Annotated in this window: 18 protein-coding genes; 6 read left to right on the forward strand and 12 right to left on the reverse strand. The window is 46.5% G+C overall.

What is annotated here, in order from left to right:
* Positions 1–147 precede the first annotated feature (147 nt).
* From HQQ92_RS08255 to rluE, 6 genes are all read right to left on the reverse strand, one after another.
* Complete coding sequence (locus tag HQQ92_RS08255; protein WP_173244501.1) at positions 148–1,287, reverse strand: cupin domain-containing protein; 1,140 nt, start codon at positions 1,285–1,287, stop codon at positions 148–150.
* 152 nt (positions 1,288–1,439) lie between these two features.
* Positions 1,440–2,810, reverse strand: a complete 1,371-nt coding sequence (gene purB / locus HQQ92_RS08260) for an adenylosuccinate lyase (RefSeq protein ID WP_113940534.1) — start codon at positions 2,808–2,810, stop codon at positions 1,440–1,442.
* Positions 2,811–2,839: 29 nt separating this feature from the next.
* The gene (gene hflD, locus HQQ92_RS08265) at positions 2,840–3,457 is read right to left on the reverse strand and encodes a high frequency lysogenization protein HflD (RefSeq protein ID WP_028759733.1); all 618 of its coding nucleotides are present in this window, start codon (positions 3,455–3,457) and stop codon (positions 2,840–2,842) included.
* Between the two features lie 3 nt (positions 3,458–3,460).
* Positions 3,461–4,579, reverse strand: a complete 1,119-nt coding sequence (gene mnmA, locus HQQ92_RS08270) for a tRNA 2-thiouridine(34) synthase MnmA (RefSeq protein WP_173244504.1) — start codon at positions 4,577–4,579, stop codon at positions 3,461–3,463.
* A gap of 324 nt (positions 4,580–4,903) precedes the next feature.
* Positions 4,904–5,398 (reverse strand): NUDIX hydrolase, encoded by a 495-nt coding sequence (locus HQQ92_RS08275; protein ID WP_105252674.1) that lies wholly within the window; start codon positions 5,396–5,398, stop codon positions 4,904–4,906.
* Positions 5,399–5,443: 45 nt separating this feature from the next.
* The gene (gene rluE, locus HQQ92_RS08280; protein WP_217272616.1) at positions 5,444–6,229 is read right to left on the reverse strand and encodes a 23S rRNA pseudouridine(2457) synthase RluE; all 786 of its coding nucleotides are present in this window, start codon (positions 6,227–6,229) and stop codon (positions 5,444–5,446) included.
* A gap of 343 nt (positions 6,230–6,572) precedes the next feature.
* Here rluE and HQQ92_RS08285 point away from each other — a divergent pair, with 343 nt between their 5' ends.
* On the forward strand, positions 6,573–8,798 hold the full coding sequence (locus HQQ92_RS08285; RefSeq protein WP_173244510.1) for an NADP-dependent isocitrate dehydrogenase: 2,226 nt from the start codon (positions 6,573–6,575) through the stop codon (positions 8,796–8,798).
* Between the two features lie 321 nt (positions 8,799–9,119).
* On the opposite strand, the gene cspD is transcribed toward HQQ92_RS08285, so the two are convergent.
* On the reverse strand, positions 9,120–9,326 hold the full coding sequence (cspD, locus tag HQQ92_RS08290; RefSeq protein ID WP_173244513.1) for a cold shock domain-containing protein CspD: 207 nt from the start codon (positions 9,324–9,326) through the stop codon (positions 9,120–9,122).
* Between the two features lie 194 nt (positions 9,327–9,520).
* Here cspD and clpS point away from each other — a divergent pair, with 194 nt between their 5' ends.
* Both clpS and clpA read left to right on the forward strand, forming a co-directional pair.
* Positions 9,521–9,829: an ATP-dependent Clp protease adapter ClpS gene (gene clpS / locus HQQ92_RS08295; RefSeq protein WP_006081936.1), complete on the forward strand. Its 309-nt coding sequence runs from the start codon at positions 9,521–9,523 to the stop codon at positions 9,827–9,829.
* Between the two features lie 43 nt (positions 9,830–9,872).
* Positions 9,873–12,140, forward strand: a complete 2,268-nt coding sequence (gene clpA, locus HQQ92_RS08300) for an ATP-dependent Clp protease ATP-binding subunit ClpA (RefSeq protein WP_173244515.1) — start codon at positions 9,873–9,875, stop codon at positions 12,138–12,140.
* Between the two features lie 116 nt (positions 12,141–12,256).
* Here clpA and infA read toward each other — a convergent pair whose 3' ends face one another.
* From infA to aat, 3 genes are all read right to left on the reverse strand, one after another.
* On the reverse strand, positions 12,257–12,475 hold the full coding sequence (gene infA, locus HQQ92_RS08305) for a translation initiation factor IF-1 (protein ID WP_006081934.1): 219 nt from the start codon (positions 12,473–12,475) through the stop codon (positions 12,257–12,259).
* 82 nt (positions 12,476–12,557) lie between these two features.
* On the reverse strand, positions 12,558–13,268 hold the full coding sequence (locus HQQ92_RS08310) for an arginyltransferase (protein WP_028759740.1): 711 nt from the start codon (positions 13,266–13,268) through the stop codon (positions 12,558–12,560).
* On the reverse strand, positions 13,255–13,968 hold the full coding sequence (gene aat / locus HQQ92_RS08315) for a leucyl/phenylalanyl-tRNA--protein transferase (RefSeq protein ID WP_173244518.1): 714 nt from the start codon (positions 13,966–13,968) through the stop codon (positions 13,255–13,257). Before aat ends, HQQ92_RS08310 begins: the two co-directional genes overlap by 14 nt.
* A 54-nt stretch (positions 13,969–14,022) precedes the next feature.
* Between aat and HQQ92_RS08320 the strand changes: the two genes are divergently transcribed.
* Positions 14,023–14,493 carry a glycine zipper 2TM domain-containing protein gene (locus HQQ92_RS08320; protein ID WP_028759742.1) on the forward strand — a complete coding sequence of 157 codons (471 nt, stop codon included), beginning with the start codon at positions 14,023–14,025 and terminating at the stop codon, positions 14,491–14,493.
* Positions 14,494–14,563: 70 nt separating this feature from the next.
* A complete protein-coding gene (locus tag HQQ92_RS08325; RefSeq protein WP_173244521.1) occupies positions 14,564–15,316 on the forward strand; it encodes a Nif3-like dinuclear metal center hexameric protein in 753 nt (250 codons plus the stop codon).
* Between the two features lie 152 nt (positions 15,317–15,468).
* Here HQQ92_RS08325 and HQQ92_RS08330 read toward each other — a convergent pair whose 3' ends face one another.
* Positions 15,469–16,425, reverse strand: a complete 957-nt coding sequence (locus tag HQQ92_RS08330) for an AEC family transporter (protein ID WP_173244524.1) — start codon at positions 16,423–16,425, stop codon at positions 15,469–15,471.
* A gap of 296 nt (positions 16,426–16,721) precedes the next feature.
* Entirely contained in the window at positions 16,722–18,791 is a 2,070-nt protein-coding gene (gene metG, locus HQQ92_RS08335) for a methionine--tRNA ligase (RefSeq protein ID WP_173244527.1), read from the reverse strand.
* Positions 18,792–18,951: 160 nt separating this feature from the next.
* Between metG and apbC the strand changes: the two genes are divergently transcribed.
* Positions 18,952–20,067: an iron-sulfur cluster carrier protein ApbC gene (gene apbC / locus HQQ92_RS08340; RefSeq protein ID WP_006086266.1), complete on the forward strand. Its 1,116-nt coding sequence runs from the start codon at positions 18,952–18,954 to the stop codon at positions 20,065–20,067.
* Positions 20,068–20,069: the final 2 nt, after the last annotated feature.

The raw sequence follows: 20,069 nt of genomic DNA on the forward strand, positions 1-20,069 counted from the left end.
TAGTATTGAGTTAATACAGTCACTTGTGTTGATTGATACTGATAATTGAAATAACAATAAGGCACTCAGTTGAGTGCCTTTTTTATACTCACTTTTATGTTGATTTCCTATGTTAAGAACAAGGTCATCGAACAAAGTCGATAGGGCTTATTCTTCGCTGTCGCTCAAGTAGTAGAAACCTTGATTGATGAGTTTCAACAGTAAGGCTTGGACTTCTTCATGCTGACATATTTCAGTCGCTTCATCGGCGTTTAAGCTGACGTTATCGCTCAACTGTGCGATTACGTCTGCCGGTGTTTGGGGCAGTTCGTGTACATCACCATTGATGAATAATCGCGGCGTGGCGTCATTTTCAAGGCGCAATACTTTCAAACCACCGATACGGCTCACTCCAGCACCTTGGGCGAAGGCATCTTGCAAATCTTCCATGCTGTAAGCTTCTTCGCCTTCACACAAATCAAGCTCGAAACGGTTTTGACTAAGCAACTTGCCCAACACGATTTGGTAGCTATTAGGATCTTGGCTCAGCTGGCTCAAGAGTGACATGATGCCCACTTGATGGTCTTGGCTGACGATACCGGCTGAACTCGGTTCAGTTTGCGAGGTGAAACGCTGCTGACCTAAGTTATTGTCGAGCAAATAATCGGCGACTTCACTGACTAATTCTTGCTGGCTAGGAGCGCGGAAACCAATCGAGTAACTCATTGCCACAGTTAGGGTTTCGCCGCAATGCGGGTAACCGGGTGGAATATAAAGCATGTCGCCTTTTTCTAACACTACATCGATAATGGGCGTAAAGTCTTCAACCAGCGGCGAGTTGGGATTGCCACCACGGCGTTGTTGCGGGGTATTGTCACCCACAGTCCAGCGACGCTCACCTTCGCCTTGAATGATAAACACATCGTAGTTATCGACGTGTGGGCCGACACCGCCACTTGGGGTTGCAAATGATGCCATCAAGTCATCGAAGCGCCAGTCAGGTAAAAAACGCAGCGCTTCAACTAATGGTTGCGAATCTGGGTACCAATGGTTGACGGCTTGCACTAATAATTGCCAATGGGTTTCGCCATAGCTGTCGTAATCTTCAAACGGACCTTGTACCACTTCCCAATCATTGTCTTTGGTGACGACGATGCGTGAAGAGATTTCTTCTTCACAGGCAAGGCCTGCTAATTCATCGGCGCTGATAGGATCTTCAAATTGCGGAAATGCTTTTTTGATCAACAGGGGTTTCTTTTGCCAGTATTCACTAAGAAACTGGGCGATATCGAGATTGAGTGTATACATAGTGTTAAAAAAGGCGACCACATCACGGTGATGTGGGTCGCCTTAATCCTTATTTCTGTTTAAGAAAGAGTATTGTCCGTCGCCAACTTCAGTTAATAACTAATTTCAGTCAATAGCTTAATATTAGTTAATCGCCAATTTTAATTAATAACTTACTTCAGTTCGTCGACAAACGTTTCGGCACGACCAATGTAGTTGGCTGGCGTCATTTTCTTCAGTTCAGCCTTCACTGAGTCTGGTAATTCAAGTCCGTCAATAAACACTGACAGTTGCTGCGCGTCGATACGTTTACCGCGCGTCAGTTCTTTTAATTTTTCGTATGGCTTTTCAATACCATAACGACGCATTACCGTTTGTACGGGTTCTGCTAACACTTCCCAGTTGTGATCTAACTCATCACGCAGATGCGCTTCGTTAACTTCTAACTTGCTGATGCCTTTTAAGGTCGCTTGATACGCGATCAACGCATGGGCAATACCTACACCTAAGTTACGCAGTACAGTCGAGTCAGTTAAGTCACGTTGCCATCTTGATAACGGCAGCTTAGACGCTAAATGTTGCATCAGGGCGTTAGCGATACCTAAGTTACCTTCAGAGTTTTCAAAATCGATGGGGTTAACTTTGTGCGGCATAGTCGATGAACCGATTTCACCGGCGATAGTGCGTTGTTTGAAGTGACCTAGGGCGATGTAACCCCAAATATCACGGTCAAAGTCAATCAGCACAGTGTTGAAACGGGCAACCGCATCAAACAATTCGGCAATGTAATCGTGTGGCTCGATTTGCGTCGTGTAGGCATTCCAGTGCAAGCCAAGGCTAGTCACAAAACGCTCAGATAGCTCATGCCAGTTAACTTCAGGGTAGGCTGACAGGTGAGCATTGTAGTTACCTACGGCACCGTTCAGTTTGCCCATGATTTCAACATTGGCGATTTGTTTGATTTGACGTTCAAGGCGCACTGCGACGTTCGCCATTTCTTTACCGAGCGTCGAAGGTGATGCGGGTTGGCCATGGGTACGTGACATTAATGGCACAGAGCGATATTCAATCGCCAGCTTTTTAATTGCCGTCAGCAACTCGTTGCAGTAAGGCAGTAATACATGCTCACGGGCTTCAGTCAGCATTAAACCGTGGCTTAAGTTGTTGATATCTTCAGAAGTACAGGCAAAGTGAACAAACTCACCCACAGCGGCTAATTCGCTATTGCCCGCGATTTTTTCTTTAATGAAGTATTCAACCGCTTTTACATCGTGGTTAGTGGTGCTTTCGATAGCCTTAACACGCAGCGCATCTTGTTCGTTGAAATTGTCTTTAATGCCATCGAGTACGGCGATAGCTGACGCGCTCAATGTTGGCACTTCGCTAATGTCTGGACAGTCGGCTAACAGTTTTAGCCAATTGATTTCAACCTGAACACGGTACTTGGTAAGACCGAACTCGCTGAAAATCCCTCTCAATGACGCGGTTTTACTACCATAACGACCGTCTACCGGAGAGATAGCAGTTAGTGCGGAAAGATCCATGTGTAGCTCCTTGATGAACGCTAATTTTATTATAGGGTAAGACTTTTCTTGGCTGTATCGACTATGGCTTTGCGGGCGAAGACTAAGTGTCGACGTTTACCGCCCAACTGACGCCACAGTACTGCGCTGCGTATAGCGGCAAGCAGCAGAGCACGAATTTTATGTTGTACAATAGGGCGCTGCAAACACACAGGATTACCCGATATTTGGATTTTTGGCCCTAAATTACTGATGATGTCACTGTAAATGCTGGCAAGATTGGCAACAACTTGCTCATCTGTGATGGCAAAATGATGTAGCTGGCGATTCACTTGATTAATACGTTCAGCCAACATGCCTAAGCCACTGTTAGAGCGCACGAGTTTACGCTCAAGGGCAAGCACGCCCACTAAATAGCGGGTGATTTCAACATCTTTTTGGCTGCTGTCACCGAGCTGGTTCAGGATCAGCTTATAGCCTTTTTGCAATACGATTTTATCTTGGTAGACATCGGGCGTATTGTCAGGATTGGTGACGAGAATGGTGTTTAAGCTCGCTGCGAGCTCGGCATTATCCAATTCGCCATGGCGCGCTAAATGTTGAACTTGGGCAATGGCTTGCAGTATGCCTGCAAACGCCATAGTCCGATTAATGAGTTGCTCGTTCACGCTTTACCCTCGGATTAATTGATCTATGATGCCGCCACCTAGGCAGACCTCACCATCATAAAATACCGCAGACTGTCCAGGCGTCACCGCCGCAACAGGTTCATCGAAGACCACGCGCAAGGTGTGTTCATCTGTGTAGGTTAATGTACAAGGCACATCTTGTTGGCGATAACGGGTTTTCACTGCGATATGACAACCATCGACAGGCCCAGTTCTATCTACCCAATGCAGTTGGTTAACTGTCATGCCGGTCGACATCAAACGGGGATGGTGTCCGCCTTGACCCACGATCAATACGTTACGCTCAAGATCTTTATCGACCACATACCAAGGATCGTCATTGCTGTTTTTCATGCCGCCAATGCCTAAGCCTTTACGTTGGCCTAAGGTGTGGTACATGAGTCCTTGGTGCGTGCCTATGACTTCGCCTTCTGGGGTTTCAATATTGCCAGGCTGCGCCGGTAAATAAGTCCCTAGAAATTCAGTGAACTTGCGCTCACCGATAAAGCAGATGCCAGTACTGTCTTTTTTGTCATGGGTGATTAAGCCCATTTCTTTCGCAATTTCACGAACTTGATGTTTTTCGAGCTCACCGACAGGGAACAGGCTTCGGGCAACTTGCTCATGGCTAAGGGTGTAGAGGAAATAACTTTGATCTTTATTGCCATCAACGCCACGGAGCATTTGCGTACTGCCGTCGCTGTTATCGCGACGGCGAACATAGTGGCCCATTGCGATGTAATCGGCGTCGAGGATTTCATCGGCAAATTCTAAAAATGCCTTAAATTTGATTTCTTTGTTGCACATGATATCGGGATTTGGCGTGCGCCCGGCTTTGTATTCAGCGAGGAAATACTCAAATACATTGTCCCAATATTCGGCAGCAAAGTTGACTGTGTGTAGCTTGATCCCGAGCTTGTCGCATACGGCTTGGGCATCTTTTAAATCTTCTGCGGCCGCGCAGTACTCGTTGTTGTCATCTTCTTCCCAGTTCTTCATGAAAAGGCCTTCAACCTGATAGCCTTGCTGCATAAGCAAATAGGCTGAAACAGATGAATCTACACCGCCGGACATGCCGACAATGACTTTTTTTCCTGTATGAGTGGGTTCGATTGATGTCATAAATCCTAAAAACCATTGAGTATGTGTGTTGGCTAGGTGGATGAATTTAAGCCGCGACATTGAGCGCGTAACAAAAATACCTAACCTAACTAAAAATATGGGCTAACTAAAAATCCAAGCTAACTTTAAATCCAAGCTAACTTTACATCTAGGTGCTGTGCTGCTGATTGCTAAATCAAACTTTGCCAGCGCTATCAAATAAAATGAGTCCGCAAACTGTCAGTAAACCTCTCATTTACGGCCAACTATTTATTTGTTGTACAAGGCCTCTGCAGTAGCACACGCATTAAGCTTAGCCAGCCGTTTATGCGGGGCGGTATTCTATCACGCCTTGCTCGCTTGGGCTATCGTGAGGCGGTCACTATTGAGTAGGCTAAGGGGATAAGTTTGGCCATTTTGTGCCTGATTGAGATAGTCTTTTAAGCAATCGAGTACTAAGGGACTGCGCAGTAAAGAGGACTTGGCTTCTATCTGCGCAAGACTTAACCAATGCGCACTATGGATCGCTTTATCCTGCGGCGCAGGTGAGGGCATATCATCTAACTGCACGAAAAAAGTAAAGCGCACAAAGGCTAAGTCTTCACTGGCGCTGAGTTGATAAATACCGACGAGTCCTTGGGCTTTGAGTGATAACCCCGTTTCTTCAAACACTTCGCGCTCACAGGCTTGGATCAAGCTTTCATTCGCTTCTAAGTGACCCGCGGGTTGATTAAAGCGTTGCTCGCCTTCAATCCACTCTTCTACCATCAGATATTTGTCCTGTGAAGTTGCATGAACAATACAAGCGACGGTCACATGGGGTTTATATCTTTGACTCATGGAGCCTCCTTTGAGTGGATTGGAACGCAAAAATTAGGCTGAAATTTAGACTTCATCACCGAGACGGATGCATTTGTGCTCACCCGATGGCAAATTATCTAGACTCCATTGGCCTATTTTATAACGGATTAATCTTAAGGTCGGAAAACCGATATGCGCTGTCATGCGTCTGACTTGGCGGTTGCGGCCTTCATGAATTTGGATTTCTAGCCAAGTTGTTGGGATATTTTTGCGCTCTCTCACCGGTGGATTACGTGGCCAAATGTCAGGTGAATCCATGATTTTGACTTTAGCAGGCAGCGTTATACCATCATTTAATTCAACACCTTGGCGCAGTTTTGTTAGTACATCTTCCGTCGGAACGCCTTCTACTTGCACCCAATAGGTTTTAAAGGTTTTCTTTTTCGGCTCTGTCAGTCTTGCCTGTAATTGACCGTCATTGGTCAGCAACAACAAGCCTTCACTGTCTCTGTCTAAGCGGCCTGCGGCATACACGTCAGGAATGGGGATATAGTCTTTTAGGGTCTTGCGACCTTGTTCATCGGTAAACTGGCAAAGTACATCAAAAGGCTTATTAAACAGCACAATAATCGGTGCGAGGGTTTGGCTCTGCACCGGTTTTGCCGCCGCAATTGCGCGTCGATTAGGATTTTTAAAGGGTTCTTTCTTTAAACTGCCATTGGCATTTCGTACTGGCGCCACTTTGCTATCTACGGCGGTAGCGCGGTTGGCAGGGCCTCTGCTGGCGGGCTTAGCGGGTTTAATCGGGCTCTTGGCTGGGGAACTTGCGCTGGCATTGGCACCTTTAGGTTGAAACTTGTTTTTGTTCATACTTTTGCTAACAGGAGGTTGAGACACGCTTACCTGACTTGATTGAGTCGTTAATGTGGTCATAGTGTACTTGGCATTCGCCGTTAGTGGAATTTGAATATTATTGCGAATGCTCTATGATGTCGGCCAGAAAATGTGATCTGTGCCTAAATGTTTATTAGGTTTTAATGAGTCGTTGTAACAAATTTTAGCTTGCGCGCAAAGACAGAAGGGCATTGAGAATTTGAAAGATGAGGGCGTGGTCGATTGCCTTGATTGATATTTTTCCTGTGCTCAGATTTGTTCGCCATGCTATAAAATTATTATAAAAAATATTAAATTTTACAATAATGTAGGATGTAACATGAAAGATAACTCATCAACAATTATTTACACTGAAACAGACGAAGCGCCAGCACTGGCCACCCTCTCACTCTTACCTATTATCAGAACGTTTACCGACGCCGCGGGCGTTGCGGTTGAAACCCGTGATATCTCGTTATCGGGCCGTATTATTGCCAGTTTCCCTGAGCAACTGACTGAAGCACAAAAGATTGGCGACCATCTGACAGAGCTTGGCGAGTTAGCGAATCAGCCAGAAGCGAACATCATCAAGTTACCAAATATCAGTGCTTCGATCCCACAATTAAAAGCCTGTATCCTTGAACTGCAGCAAAAAGGTTACGACATCCCTAATTATCCGGATGAGCCAAAAACCGACGCTGAAAAGTCAATTAAAACACGTTACGACAAGATTAAAGGCAGTGCGGTAAACCCAGTACTGCGTGAAGGTAACTCAGATCGCCGTGCCCCATTATCGGTGAAAAACTTCGCCAAGAAAAACCCGCATTCCATGGGGAAATGGGCCAAAGATTCCAAGTCACACGTTGCCCACATGACTGACGGTGATTTCTACGGTAGCGAGCAGTCTGTGACTTTATCTGATGCGGGCAGCGTGAATATCGTGCTGACCCAAAAAGATGGTCAAGAAGTGGTGCTCAAATCGGGTCTTAAGCTGCTGGCTGGCGAAATTATCGATGCTGCGGTGTTGAGTAAAAAAGCCTTAGTGAGCTTCTATGAGCGTGAAATCGAAAACGCCAAAGCTGAAGATGTGCTGTTATCGCTGCATCTGAAAGCCACTATGATGAAAGTGTCTGATCCTATTATGTTTGGTCACGCTGTGAAGGTCTTCTTCAAGCCAGTATTTGACAAACATGCGGCGCTTTTCGCTGAATTAGGCGTTGATGTTAACAACGGTTTTGGTGATGTTTATGCCAAAATAGCGACATTACCTGCTGATAGCCGCGCCGAAGTCGAAGCCGATATCGCCGCCGTTTACGCTGCGCGTCCCGCATTGGCTATGGTTGATTCTGACAAAGGTATCACCAACTTACACGTACCAAGCGACATCATTATCGATGCGTCTATGCCTGCTGCGATTCGTTCATCTGGCCAAATGTGGGGACCAGACGGTCAACTGCATGACACTAAAGCCATGATCCCTGATCGTTGCTATGCCGGTATTTACCAAGAAACGATTGCTTTTTGTAAAGAGCACGGCGCTTTTGATCCTAAAACCATGGGCAGCGTGCCAAACGTGGGCTTGATGGCGCAAAAAGCCGAAGAGTACGGCAGCCACGATAAGACCTTTGAAATTCCTGCTGACGGTGTGGTTAACGTTGTCGATGCCAGCGGTAAGGTATTGATGAGCCATAACGTGGAAGCGGGCGATATCTGGAGAATGTGCCAAGTTAAAGACGCACCTATCCGTGATTGGGTAAAACTGGCCGTGCGCCGTGCCCGTTTAAGCAATACCCCTGCGGTATTCTGGTTAGATAGCAAACGTGCCCACGATGCGCAAATCATTGCAAAAGTGCAGCAGTACCTGCCAGAACATGACACTGATGGCTTAGATATCAGCATTATGTCTCCAGAAGACGCGACGCGTTTGTCTTTGGCTCGCATCAAAGAAGGCAAAGATACCATTTCAGTTACGGGTAACGTTCTACGTGACTACCTGACTGACTTGTTCCCTATCCTTGAGCTAGGCACCAGTGCTAAAATGCTGTCAATCGTTCCATTAATGAACGGCGGCGGTCTATTTGAAACAGGTGCGGGTGGTAGTGCGCCTAAGCACGTGCAACAGCTTGAGAAAGAAGGTCACTTACGTTGGGATTCGCTCGGTGAATTCTTGGCTCTGGCGGCGTCTCTTGAGCATTTAAGCCAAACAGTGGGCAATCCAAAAGCCCAAGTATTAGCCGATACTTTAGATCAAGCCATTGGCCAATTCTTAGATAGCAATAAATCGCCATCAAGAAGAGTCGGTGAGCTGGATAACCGTGGTAGCCATTTCTACTTAGCCATGTACTGGGCACAAGCCTTAGCAGCGCAAACCAGCGATGAGCAGTTACAAGCACACTTTATTCCGTTAGCGCATGCGCTCGCGGCGAATGAGCAAGTGATTGTGGCTGAATTAGCGATGGCACAAGGTGCACCAGTCGATTTAGGTGGTTACTACCGTTTAGATGCGGCTAAGGCTGAAAAAGCCATGCGCCCAAGCGAGACGTTGAACAAGCTGTTGATTGCTTAATCCCGCTCGTTATCACTTTTAGATGGCGTGCGCGTCAGTGTTGGCCATCTAAGTTGATGTAAAGTTGTAAGTCATTAGACTGATTTTAAAAAAGGGTCTGCATTGCAGATCCTTTTTTATACCCTAAATTTGCTGTCGAGACCGATGATAAAAACTTTTTTCTGGGATGCAATGGATGATGTGTGGCGATTGAACTTGAATTAAATTCATGCGAAATGATGATGAGCGATGCAGCATTAAGTGGTGAGAATTGATGAAACACGCAGCAATAAAAAGGCAGGGACAAGTCCCTGCCTTTTAGATCATTGGCCTCACCAAACGTTATTTTGTTGGTGAAATGGCTGAAGCGTGCATCCCTTTTGGACCGGCTTCTACTTCAAATTGAACGGGTTGGCCTGCTTTTAGAGTTCGATAGCCTTCCATTTCAATGGTAGAATAGTGTGCAAAAACGTCCTCACCACCTTGATCAGGGCAAATAAACCCGAATCCTTTGACGTTGTTGAACCATTTAACAGTTCCGCTTGCCATACTTCCACTTCCTTCTGTTGTCTACTTACCAGTAAGATAGTAAAACCTGTATAGACGGGTATTCGTTCACCGTCTGCACAACAGAATGTAAGGAGTAAATGCGGAAGTCAAGCTAAAATTAACAAAGGGGTAACAACTGATTAATTTGAACGGATCAATTGGAAGAGGCCAACACGAGAGGCTAGTATTAAAAAATGGCAAAGATAGGAAATATTGAACACGTTGAAGAACGTGTCGAATCAGAGTTAATGCCGCCTTCGATGTATAAGGTGGTACTCAATAATGATGATTACACCCCAATGGATTTTGTGATTGAAGTTTTGCAGGTTTTCTTTCGCAAGAACGAGCAGGAAGCGACCGATATCATGTTGACGATCCATCACCAAGGAAAAGGGATTTGCGGTATTTTCCCGTTTGGGATTGCAGAAACTAAGGTGATACAAGTAAATCAATTTGCAAGACAAAACCAACATCCGTTACTGTGTTCGTTAGAGAAAGCATAAAACCGCTTTACTCTGTAGTCTGTTGTTAATTTTGGGGGTGCTTATGCTGAACAAAGATCTGGAAGTCACCTTAAATCTGGCGTTTCAGCAAGCCAGAGACGCGCGTCACGAGTATATGACAGTGGAACATCTGTTATTAGCTCTGATCGACAATCCTGCGGCTCAAGAAGCGTTAATCGCCTGTGGAGCGAATCTAGATAAACTCAGAGATGAAGTGGCAAGCTTTATCCAACAAACAACCCCAATCATTGCCGATATTGATGATGACAAAGAAACTCAGCCGACGCTTGGGTTCCAGCGAGTGCTGCAACGGGCAGTATTCCATGTGCAGTCATCGGGTCGCAATGAAGTGAACGGCGCTAACGTGTTAGTTGCCATTTTCAGTGAGCAAGAATCCCAAGCCGTGTATTTACTGCGCCGCTGCGACATTAGTCGCCTCGATGTAGTGAATTTTATTTCCCATGGTTTCGCCAAAAATGATGATGCTGAGTCACATCAAGATCAAGAACGTGTCGAAGAGCAGGGCGAAGGCAGCGAAGAGCGTAGTATGTTGTCGCAATTTGCGTCCAACTTAAATCAACTTGCAAAGCAAGGGATCATCGACCCTTTGATTGGTCGCGACCAAGAAATTGAGCGCGCGATTCAAACCCTGTGCCGTCGCCGTAAAAATAATCCACTGTTAGTGGGTGAGGCGGGTGTAGGTAAAACAGCGATTGCTGAAGGGTTAGCGTATCGCATTGTCAATAAACAAGTACCCGATGTAATGCTTGAAGCGACAGTGTATTCCTTAGATTTAGGTTCACTGCTGGCGGGAACTAAGTATCGCGGTGACTTTGAAAAACGCTTTAAGAACCTGTTAAAAGAACTGGCGGCGGATAAGCATGCCATCCTATTCATCGATGAGATCCACACCATTATCGGTGCGGGCGCGGCCTCTGGCGGCGTAATGGATGCCTCTAATCTGCTGAAACCTTTGCTATCTAGCGGCAATTTGCGTTGCATGGGCTCGACTACTTTCCAAGAATATCAAAGTATTTTTGAGAAAGATCGCGCACTTGCACGTCGTTTCCAAAAGGTGGATATCAATGAGCCTTCAGTGGAAGAAACCACTAAGATTTTGATGGGGCTTAAGTCTAAATACGAAGAATATCATGGGGTTCGTTATACTCAGGCCGCGATCAGCAGCGCTGCAGTATTGTCGGCCAAGCACATCAACGACAGGCATTTACCCGATAAAGCCATCGATGTGATTGATGAAGCGGGTGCGCGTATGGTGATGCTGCCTATGAGTAAACGTAAAAAGACCATAGGCCAGGCCGAGATTGAGTCGATTGTGGCGAAAATGGCACGTATCCCTGAGAAGTCGGTATCCGCTACTGATAAGGACTTACTGCGTAACCTTGAGCGCAACCTTAAGATGGTGGTCTTTGGCCAAGATAAGGCCATTGAGAGTCTGAGTTCGGCCATTCGCTTATCGCGCAGTGGCTTAGGTGCTGACCGAAAACCTGTGGGGAGCTTCTTATTCGCCGGTCCCACCGGTGTGGGTAAAACCGAAGTCACTAACCAACTGGCCAACTGCTTGGGGATGAAACTGGTGCGCTTTGACATGTCTGAGTACATGGAAAGCCATACAGTGTCACGCCTGATTGGTGCGCCTCCTGGTTATGTGGGTTATGACCAAGGTGGCTTGCTCACGGATGCAGTGATTAAAAATCCGCACTGTGTCGTGCTATTGGATGAAATTGAGAAGGCCCACCGTGATGTCTATAACCTGCTGTTGCAGGTGATGGATCACGGTACTTTGACCGATAATAATGGTCGTAAGGCTGACTTCAGACATGTGACTTTGGTGATGACCACTAACGCGGGTGTACAGGAGACTATTCGTAAGTCTATTGGCTTTACCCAGCAAGATCACACCCAAGATGCATTATCTGAAATTAATCGAGTATTTTCGCCAGAATTTCGAAATCGTCTCGATTCCATCATTTGGTTCAATCATTTGGATATGACGATTATCGCCAAAGTGGTCGATAAATTCTTGGTGGAATTGCAGGCTCAGTTGGATGCAAAACACGTTACTTTGGAAGTCAGCGACGAAGCCAGAACCTTGTTGGCCGAGAAAGGCTACGATAAGAACATGGGCGCACGTCCAATGGCTCGGGTCGTGACCGAATTGATCAAACGTCCATTGGCTGACGAGATATTATTTGGTGTCTTAGAGTCAGGCGGAGTGGCGCATGTGGATGTGAAGGAGGGCGAGATTGTCATTCGTACCGAACGTCACGAAAAAGCGACAACAAAAGCTTAATGCTTGATTATCCATTAGTTTTAGACATAAAAATGGCTGCAATTGCAGCCATTTTTTTCATCTTTCGCAAACAAAAAAAACCGGCCTTGCCGGGTTTTTAAATCTAAGAGGCTATATCAGCGTGCGCGGAAGACAATGCGACCTTTGGTCAGATCATAAGGAGTCAGCTGGACGGTAACTTTATCGCCAGTGAGGATCCGGATGTAGTTTTTACGCATTTTGCCTGAAATGTGGGCTATCACCACATGACCATTTTCAAGCTCTACACGAAACATTGTGTTTGGCAAGGTTTCAAGGATAGTGCCTTGCATTTCAATGTTGTCTTCTTTCGCCATTAATTAATTATCCCATTAGCCTTCGAATATAAAAAACGGGCGTATCATGCCCCAAATTCCCCCCGCTGTAAAGGGGAAGTACTTAGCAAACTTGGGAATACTCCCAGCCCGTCGGTGTCAGAATTTGATAAGGGCGATACAAACGCTTGTAAGACATCTTACGGTTTTCATCTATTTGATATCCGAGATAAACAAATTCTTTATTCATGAGTTTCGCCAGTCGACACTGAATTAAAATTAACAGTGCACCGAGGGAGCGATGTTCTTCGTCGGGGTCAAAATAGCTGTAAATTGCCGAAAGACTATTGGGCAAACTATCAGTGACCGCAACTGCCAATAATTTATTTCCATCATAGACTTCGATAAACGTTGGCGGTAACCAATGGCAAAAAAGAAAGTGATTATATTGATCTTCACTCGGGGGAAACATGGGGCCGTCAAAATGTCGCCCACGAATGTAATGTTCATATAGCGTATATTGCTCGGCGGTTTGCTCCGATGTTATACGCCAAGTCAGATCTTGGTTTTTTGCTAAAGTGCGTTTTTGGCGTTTCGATGGGACAAATTCATGCGTTGGCACACGGATTGGTTGGCATGCACTGCATCTAGGGCAGCGAGGTTTGTAGATAGAGCTACCACTGCGGCGAAAACCCACCGCGAGCAAACGCTCAAATAAAATGGGATCGAGCGTATCTTCTTGGATGACGAGTAGCTGCTCCTGCTGGCCATCAAGGTAGCTGCAGGGAAATATTTGACTGATACCGATAGCGATCGACGCTTTACTCGAGTTCAAGGATGACCTCTTTAGTGGCCCAAGTATTTGGGTCCACGGGATTGTTTCTCAGTTCGCTCAGTAACGTTATAAAATCAATGCGTTTAATAGCTTTAGCTCCCAAACTTTCTAGGTGGGGATTCATCACTTGTGCGTCGATGAGTTTGAATCCCATCTTGAGTAAATGTTGTTGCAGTGCTGCAACGGCGGCCTTGGACGCATTGGTTTTACGGTGAAACATGGATTCGCCGCAAAATACTTGGCCGATCGCTAAGCCGTAAAGCCCACCGATTAAACGTTCACCTTCCCACACTTCAATGGAGTGGGCATGACCTGTTTGATGCAATTCGCGATAGGCCATTTGAATTTCTTGGGTGATCCAAGTGCCGCTCTGTTTTTCTCTTGGCTGCGCACATCCCGCCATCACATCGGTGAAAGCGTGATTGATTGTGATCCGCCAAGGTTGTTTTTTTAAGTATTTACGCAGGCTGGTGCTGATGTGAATTTCACCTGGAATAAACACGGCGCGGGGATCCGGCGACCACCACAGGATGGGATCGTCAGAATTAAACCAAGGAAAAATACCGTTGTAGTAAGCAGAGAGTAAACGTTCAGGACGTAAGTCGCCGCCGATAGCCAATAAACCATTAGGATCGGTTAAGGCGAGCTCGGGCGAAGGAAAAGCGTCAAATTCGTGATTCAGGAAAGACAGTGACTTCACAATTGAGTATGATTTAGTTATAGACCTTATTATTAAGTTAGCGGAAATTCAGATATGTGGAAACCTACTCTAGCAAGCTTTATGTTTATTTTTGCTTTTATCATTAGTCCCGCTAATGCTGGCTATGATCGCAATCAAGCCGTGCCAGTTGAGAAAGTACTCTATGGCGATATCACTTCGGTACGTAATATCACCGAAACCCAGTTAATTGAAGACCGTAATCAAGGTTGGAAAACCTTCGGCGGCGCCTTAGCGGGTGGGGTGATTGGTAATCAGTTTGGTGGCGGTTCGGGTCGAGATGTGGCGACGATTTTAGGTGCCTTGATTGGTGGGGGTATCGGTAACCGTTATGGCAGCGGTACTAGCGTGCAATCGTTTAAGCTGGTGGAACTGATGATCAATCAAGAAGATGGTACTCAGGTCATGGTGATCCAAGATTACGATGCTGGCATGACGTTTAACGCGGGTGACAGAGTTCGAGTGGTGTACCTGCAAGGTGGCGTGCGTGTTGATATCGCGATGTAAGCGATTGTCTCATCTTGAATAAGTGCTCATCTTCAGTAAATGGTCATCTAGAGTAACGGACGGTAATGCAATGACACGGACAGAACTAAGCCAATATTTAGCCGATTTTTTACATGTGTCGGCCTTTAAGGATTACGCACCCAATGGGCTGCAGGTAGAAGGCAAGGATGAGATCCGCACCTTAGTCACGGGCGTGACAGCGTGTCAGGCCTTGATCGATGAAGCGATTCGATTAAACGCCGATGCGATATTGGTTCATCACGGCTTTTTTTGGAAGAATGAGCCTGAAGTGATCACAGGCATGAAACAACGCCGAATTAAGGCGCTGCTCAAGCATGATATTAGCTTGTTTGGATATCATTTACCCTTAGATGCCCACCCAATGCTCGGTAATAACGCGACTTTGGGGAGGCAGCTTGGGATCATTGACGCAGAAGCCATCGAAGAGGTGGCTCAGGGGCTACTGTGGCGTGGAAAACTTGATCTTGCAGTCAGTGCTAGCGAATTTTCTCACACCCTTGAGAATGCGTTAGGCAGAGCCCCACTGCATATTGGTGATGGCGATGCAAAGATCCAACATTTAGCTTGGTGTACTGGTGGCGCACAGGATTATATCGATGTTGCGGCGAATTTAGGTGTGGATGCGTTTATCAGTGGCGAAGTGTCCGAGCGAACGTTCCATAGTGCGGTAGAGCAGGGCATACATTATTTTGCGGCGGGGCACCATGCGACAGAACGTTTTGGCATTCAAGCCTTAGGCCGTCACCTCGCCCGCGAGTTTGATCTCGTGCACCATTTTGTGGATATCACCAATCCGGTCTAATCCATTCATAAAGCGGCTTATGATGACCATCTAACTGTTTTATTCCTAAACGAAAGGCGAGCATGGCTCGCCTTTTTTATTGTGGTTTATTATTACTTATAGTCACTTAAATCCCTTTCTCTAGCGTTTGTGTAATCAGCTCGTAGCTGCTGCTAGATCAGCTCCAAAGTAGACAATACAAAGATGCCTAAGGTGCACGTGATCAGCGAGCAGACTGTGGTTAGCGCAATAATATTGGCCGCAAGGGGCGCATTGCCACCCATGGCGCGCGCCATCACATAGCTTGCGGCTGCGGTGGGCGCAGAACTCATTAAAAAGACCATTGCTAACTCAATTCCTCGATAACCCAACAGCAAGGCCCCAATAGTGATAAAAAGCGGGGCAAAGATCAGTTTCAATGCGCTCGAGAACCAAGTTGTATGCTTTTCATGTTTGAGTGAACCAACATCGAGCGAACCACCGGTACACAGTAGCGCTAATGGGAGGGTCATATTGGCAAAGTATTGTCCCGCATCGAGCACCATTTTCGGTACTGGAATAGCAAGCAAATAGAAAAAGATGCCTGCCATAATGGCAATGATCAACGGGTTTTTGGTGATGGTCTTGATGATCACGCCAAATGCACGTTGGCTGGATTCTTCGCCTTTAGGGCTTAGGCAAATAACCGCTTGAATGTTATACAGCAGCGTCATCGAGGCAACATAGACCGCGGCTAAGGCAACACCAGAACTCCCATAGGCGTTGGAAACATAAGCTAAGCCGATAATGGCGGTATTAGCCCTAAAACCCCCTTGAATGATCACTCCTTGGTCTTTGTGCTTGGGAAATAGCCGCCCAGTTGCATAGGTGGAGAGTATAAAAAACAGGAAATTGGCTGCTAAACCATAGCCAATTAAGGGCGCACTGGAGGCGAGATCGTGATTTGAGCTAATGATGCTAAGGAACAGCAAGGCTGGCAGCGTCACGTTAAAGACTAATTTTGAGGCGACATCAATAAAGTTTTCATTGATGATTTGGGTGCGTTTTAGGATCATACCGAGCGCTAACATCAAACAGATTGGACCCGTAATCGAGGCAGAAAACAGCAACTGCTCAACGATATTTCCCATAACTACTCCTCGAATGACTCACTGAACACCGCGTCGATTTTAGACCTGTCACAGATATGAATATCACACTGCAGCGAATGCCTTGTCGATAGAAATACGAGCATTAACTCGTTTTCTGAAACCTGTCACTTAAAGCATTCGATTAAACCTGTCGGCTAAACTTAGTGGCGTAAACTCAGTCTTTTAAAAGACAAAGTGACACTCGAAGCAACGAATCGGCTCAAACAATCGATACCAACAAATAAGGCCACATAAAATGCGGCCTTATTGATTTTTCGAGCGTTATCTAGCGCAGATTACTTAACCCGCATGCCAGGCTGTGCGCCTTCATGGGGTTCTAAAATCCACAGGTCGCTGCCACCAGGGCCAGCGGCCAAAACCATGCCTTCTGACATGCCAAAACGCATCTTACGTGGCGCTAAGTTAGCCACCATCACAGTTAGTTTGCCTTCAAGGTCTTCTGGCGAATAGGCCGATTTGATCCCTGCAAACACTTGGCGTGTTTCGCCACCGATGTCGAGTTGTAACTTCAGTAACTTGTCGGCGTCAGCAACATGCTCGGCTTTCACGATACGAGCGATACGCAGGTCGATTTTCGCAAAATCATCAAAGTTGATGGTCTCACTGATAGGATCGTCAATCAGTGGCTCACTACTAACCGATGAAACTTTAGCTGTTTTTTCAGGCGCAGCCGTCTTTGGTGCATCGGCCGTGACTTGCAGGTTATCCTTAGAGTCGGCAACCATAGCATTGACTTTATCCAGCTCAACACGTTGCATCATGGCTTTGAATGGCGCGATTTCATGACCCGCTAAATCTTGGTTCAATGCATTCCAAGTGAGCGGTAGTTGGAAGAAGGCTTCCACATCTTGGGCTAAACGTGGCAATACAGGTTTGAGATACGTCACGAGAATACGGAACAGATTCAAGGCATTTGAACACACTTGATGGGCCGCTTCCTGTTGATCGTCATGTTTCACCATTTGCCAAGGTGCAGCATCGGCTACAAAACCGTTAGCAATATCCGCCAGTGCCATGATTTCGCGCATTGCTTTGCCGTATTCGCGGCCTTCGTAAAATTCGGCAATCACCTCTTGCTTGGCTAGAAACGCCTCAGTCAGTGTGGTGTCGTTAATTTTCGCTAGCTTGCCATCGAAACGTTTAGTGATAAAACCTGCGGTGCGCGAGGCTAAGTTCACTAGCTTACCGACTAAGTCTGAATTCACGCGCTGGGCGAAATCTTCGAGATTTAAATCTAAATCGTCGATACGGCTGCTGAGTTTGGCGGCGTAGTAGTAACGTAAATATTCAGGATCTAAATGATCTAAATAAGTTCGCGCCTTGATGAAAGTGCCTTTGGATTTTGACATCTTAGCGCCGTTGACCGTCACATAGCCGTGGGCATAGACGCTGTTTGGCTGGCGGTAACCAGAGCCGTGTAACATGGCAGGCCAAAACAGACTGTGGAAGTAGACTATGTCTTTACCGATGAAGTGATAAACCTCGGCGGTTGAATCTTTGCCCCAGAATTCCTCAAAGCTCAGCTCAGGGCGTTTGTCACAGAGGTTTTTGAACGAACCCATATAACCAATAGGCGCATCTAGCCAAACGTAGAAATACTTACCTGGCGCATCGGGAATTTCGAAACCAAAATACGGTGCATCACGGGTGATATCCCATTGCTGCAATCCTTGCTCGAACCATTCGTCGAGTTTATTGGCCATTTCGACTTGCAGGGCACCAGAGCGAGTCCACTCTTTTAGCATGCCTTCGAAGGCGGGCAGGTCGAAGAAAAAGTGCTCAGTGTCTTTCATCACTGGTGTCGCACCCGATACCGCTGATTTTGGATTGATGAGCTCAGTTGGGCTGTAAGTCGCGCCGCAGGCATCACAGTTATCGCCGTATTGATCCGGTGACTTACACTTAGGACAAGTGCCTTTTACGAAGCGGTCTGGCAGGAACATGGATTTCTCAGGATCGAACAGCTGAGAAATACTCTTGCTCTTGATATAGCCATTCGCACGTAGCTTGAGATAAATATCACTCGCCAGTACGCGGTTTTCATCGCTGTGGGTGCTGTGATAGTTATCGAAGGCGATATTGAAATCGGCAAAATCCTGCTGATGTTCTTTGTTCACTTGGGCAATCATGTCTTCTGGCGCTATGCCTAATTGCTGTGCTTTAAGCATGATTGGCGTGCCATGGGCGTCATCGGCACAAATATAGTGGCACTCATGTCCACGAAGCTTTTGATAACGCGACCAGATATCTGTCTGTATGTATTCCAGCATGTGACCTAAATGTATCGGTCCGTTTGCATAGGGAAGTGCGCTGGTCACGAGAATTTTACGTTGTGAAGTTGCCATCTTGTCTCAAATATCGTGGTGGGCCAAAAATATTGGTAGAGATACTAACCGATTACAGGATGATTTTCATCAAAACCTGAGCCAATTGAGCTAAATCTGCGCTAATGTTTTCTGCATTATCTGGTACACTTGGGCAAATTTATTGGTGGGGGTAATTCTTTTGTCTTCAACTCAAACTGATTATCGTTTAAATGACGATCTTCTCGGGCCAGTTCTGGCTATTCTCGATTCATTTGTTGACCCGTATCTCGCGAAAGGGTTAGTGAGCGCAGGATGCGTAAATAAGCTGGCATTGGAAGGTAAGCGTTTGCAGCTTGGCTTAGTCTATCCATACCCTTGTATGACTCAGTATCGCGACACTGTCATGGCGCTGACGAATAAGTTAGCGGTGCTCGATGCTATTGATGAAGTCGAGTGTGAAATCGATTTTCAACCTAAAGCCTACTCAGCGTTATCTTCTATTGCGCCGATTGCCAATGTGAAGCAAGTGATTGCCGTAGCCTCAGGTAAGGGCGGCGTGGGTAAGTCAACCACAGCGGTGAACTTAGCCTTGGCATTAGCGGCTGAAGGTGCGCAGGTGGGTATTCTCGATGCGGATATTTACGGCCCGTCAGTGCCTATGATGTTAGGTATTCCTAATTTCAGACCGCTTTCCCCCGATGGCAAACATATGACAGCCGCCAGTGCCCATGGTATTGCCGCGCAGTCGATTGGTTTTATGCTCAGTGGTGATGAAGCTGCCGTGTGGCGTGGCCCAATGGCTGCGGGCGCGTTGGCCCAGTTACTGAATGAAACCCAATGGCCAGAACTGGATTATTTAGTCGTTGATATGCCACCAGGCACAGGGGATATTCAGCTCACGTTATCGCAAAAAGTCCCTGTGAGCGGCGCTGTTATCGTAACTACACCGCAGGATATCGCGCTGGCTGATGCCAAGAAGGGCATCAATATGTTCCAGAAAGTGAACATTCCTGTGCTGGGTATAGTCGAGAACATGAGTTTCCATTTATGTCCTGAGTGTGGTCATAAAGAACATCCATTTGGAACACACGGCGGCAGTAAAATCGCTGAACGCTATCAAGTTCCACTGTTAGGCGCTTTGCCGCTGCACATTAATATCCGTGAAGCCATGGATAATGGTGCGCCGACCGTCGTTGCCGATCCCGACAGTGAAGTCGCAGCTCTTTATCGGGAAATTGCCCGTAAAGTGGGCGCAGAATTGGCTTTAAAACAAAGCCAGAAAACAGTTTCTATTAGTGTTTCAGATGACGAGTAAGG

It is taken from the genome of Shewanella sp. DC2-4, from assembly GCF_013248875.1.
Lineage (GTDB): Bacteria > Pseudomonadota > Gammaproteobacteria > Enterobacterales > Shewanellaceae > Shewanella > Shewanella oncorhynchi.

Coding starts and splice junctions, on each gene's coding strand:
- HQQ92_RS08255 (WP_173244501.1), bottom strand. CDS start 1,287: ATGTATACACTCAATCTCGATATCGCCCAGTTTCTTAGTGAATACTGG.
- purB (WP_113940534.1), bottom strand. CDS start 2,810: ATGGATCTTTCCGCACTAACTGCTATCTCTCCGGTAGACGGTCGTTAT.
- mnmA (WP_173244504.1), bottom strand. CDS start 4,579: ATGACATCAATCGAACCCACTCATACAGGAAAAAAAGTCATTGTCGGC.
- HQQ92_RS08275 (WP_105252674.1), bottom strand. CDS start 5,398: ATGAGTCAAAGATATAAACCCCATGTGACCGTCGCTTGTATTGTTCAT.
- rluE (WP_217272616.1), bottom strand. CDS start 6,229: ATGAACAAAAACAAGTTTCAACCTAAAGGTGCCAATGCCAGCGCAAGT.
- HQQ92_RS08285 (WP_173244510.1), top strand. CDS start 6,573: ATGAAAGATAACTCATCAACAATTATTTACACTGAAACAGACGAAGCG.
- cspD (WP_173244513.1), bottom strand. CDS start 9,326: ATGGCAAGCGGAACTGTTAAATGGTTCAACAACGTCAAAGGATTCGGG.
- clpS (WP_006081936.1), top strand. CDS start 9,521: ATGGCAAAGATAGGAAATATTGAACACGTTGAAGAACGTGTCGAATCA.
- clpA (WP_173244515.1), top strand. CDS start 9,873: ATGCTGAACAAAGATCTGGAAGTCACCTTAAATCTGGCGTTTCAGCAA.
- infA (WP_006081934.1), bottom strand. CDS start 12,475: ATGGCGAAAGAAGACAACATTGAAATGCAAGGCACTATCCTTGAAACC.
- HQQ92_RS08320 (WP_028759742.1), top strand. CDS start 14,023: ATGTGGAAACCTACTCTAGCAAGCTTTATGTTTATTTTTGCTTTTATC.
- HQQ92_RS08325 (WP_173244521.1), top strand. CDS start 14,564: ATGACACGGACAGAACTAAGCCAATATTTAGCCGATTTTTTACATGTG.
- HQQ92_RS08330 (WP_173244524.1), bottom strand. CDS start 16,425: ATGGGAAATATCGTTGAGCAGTTGCTGTTTTCTGCCTCGATTACGGGT.
- metG (WP_173244527.1), bottom strand. CDS start 18,791: ATGGCAACTTCACAACGTAAAATTCTCGTGACCAGCGCACTTCCCTAT.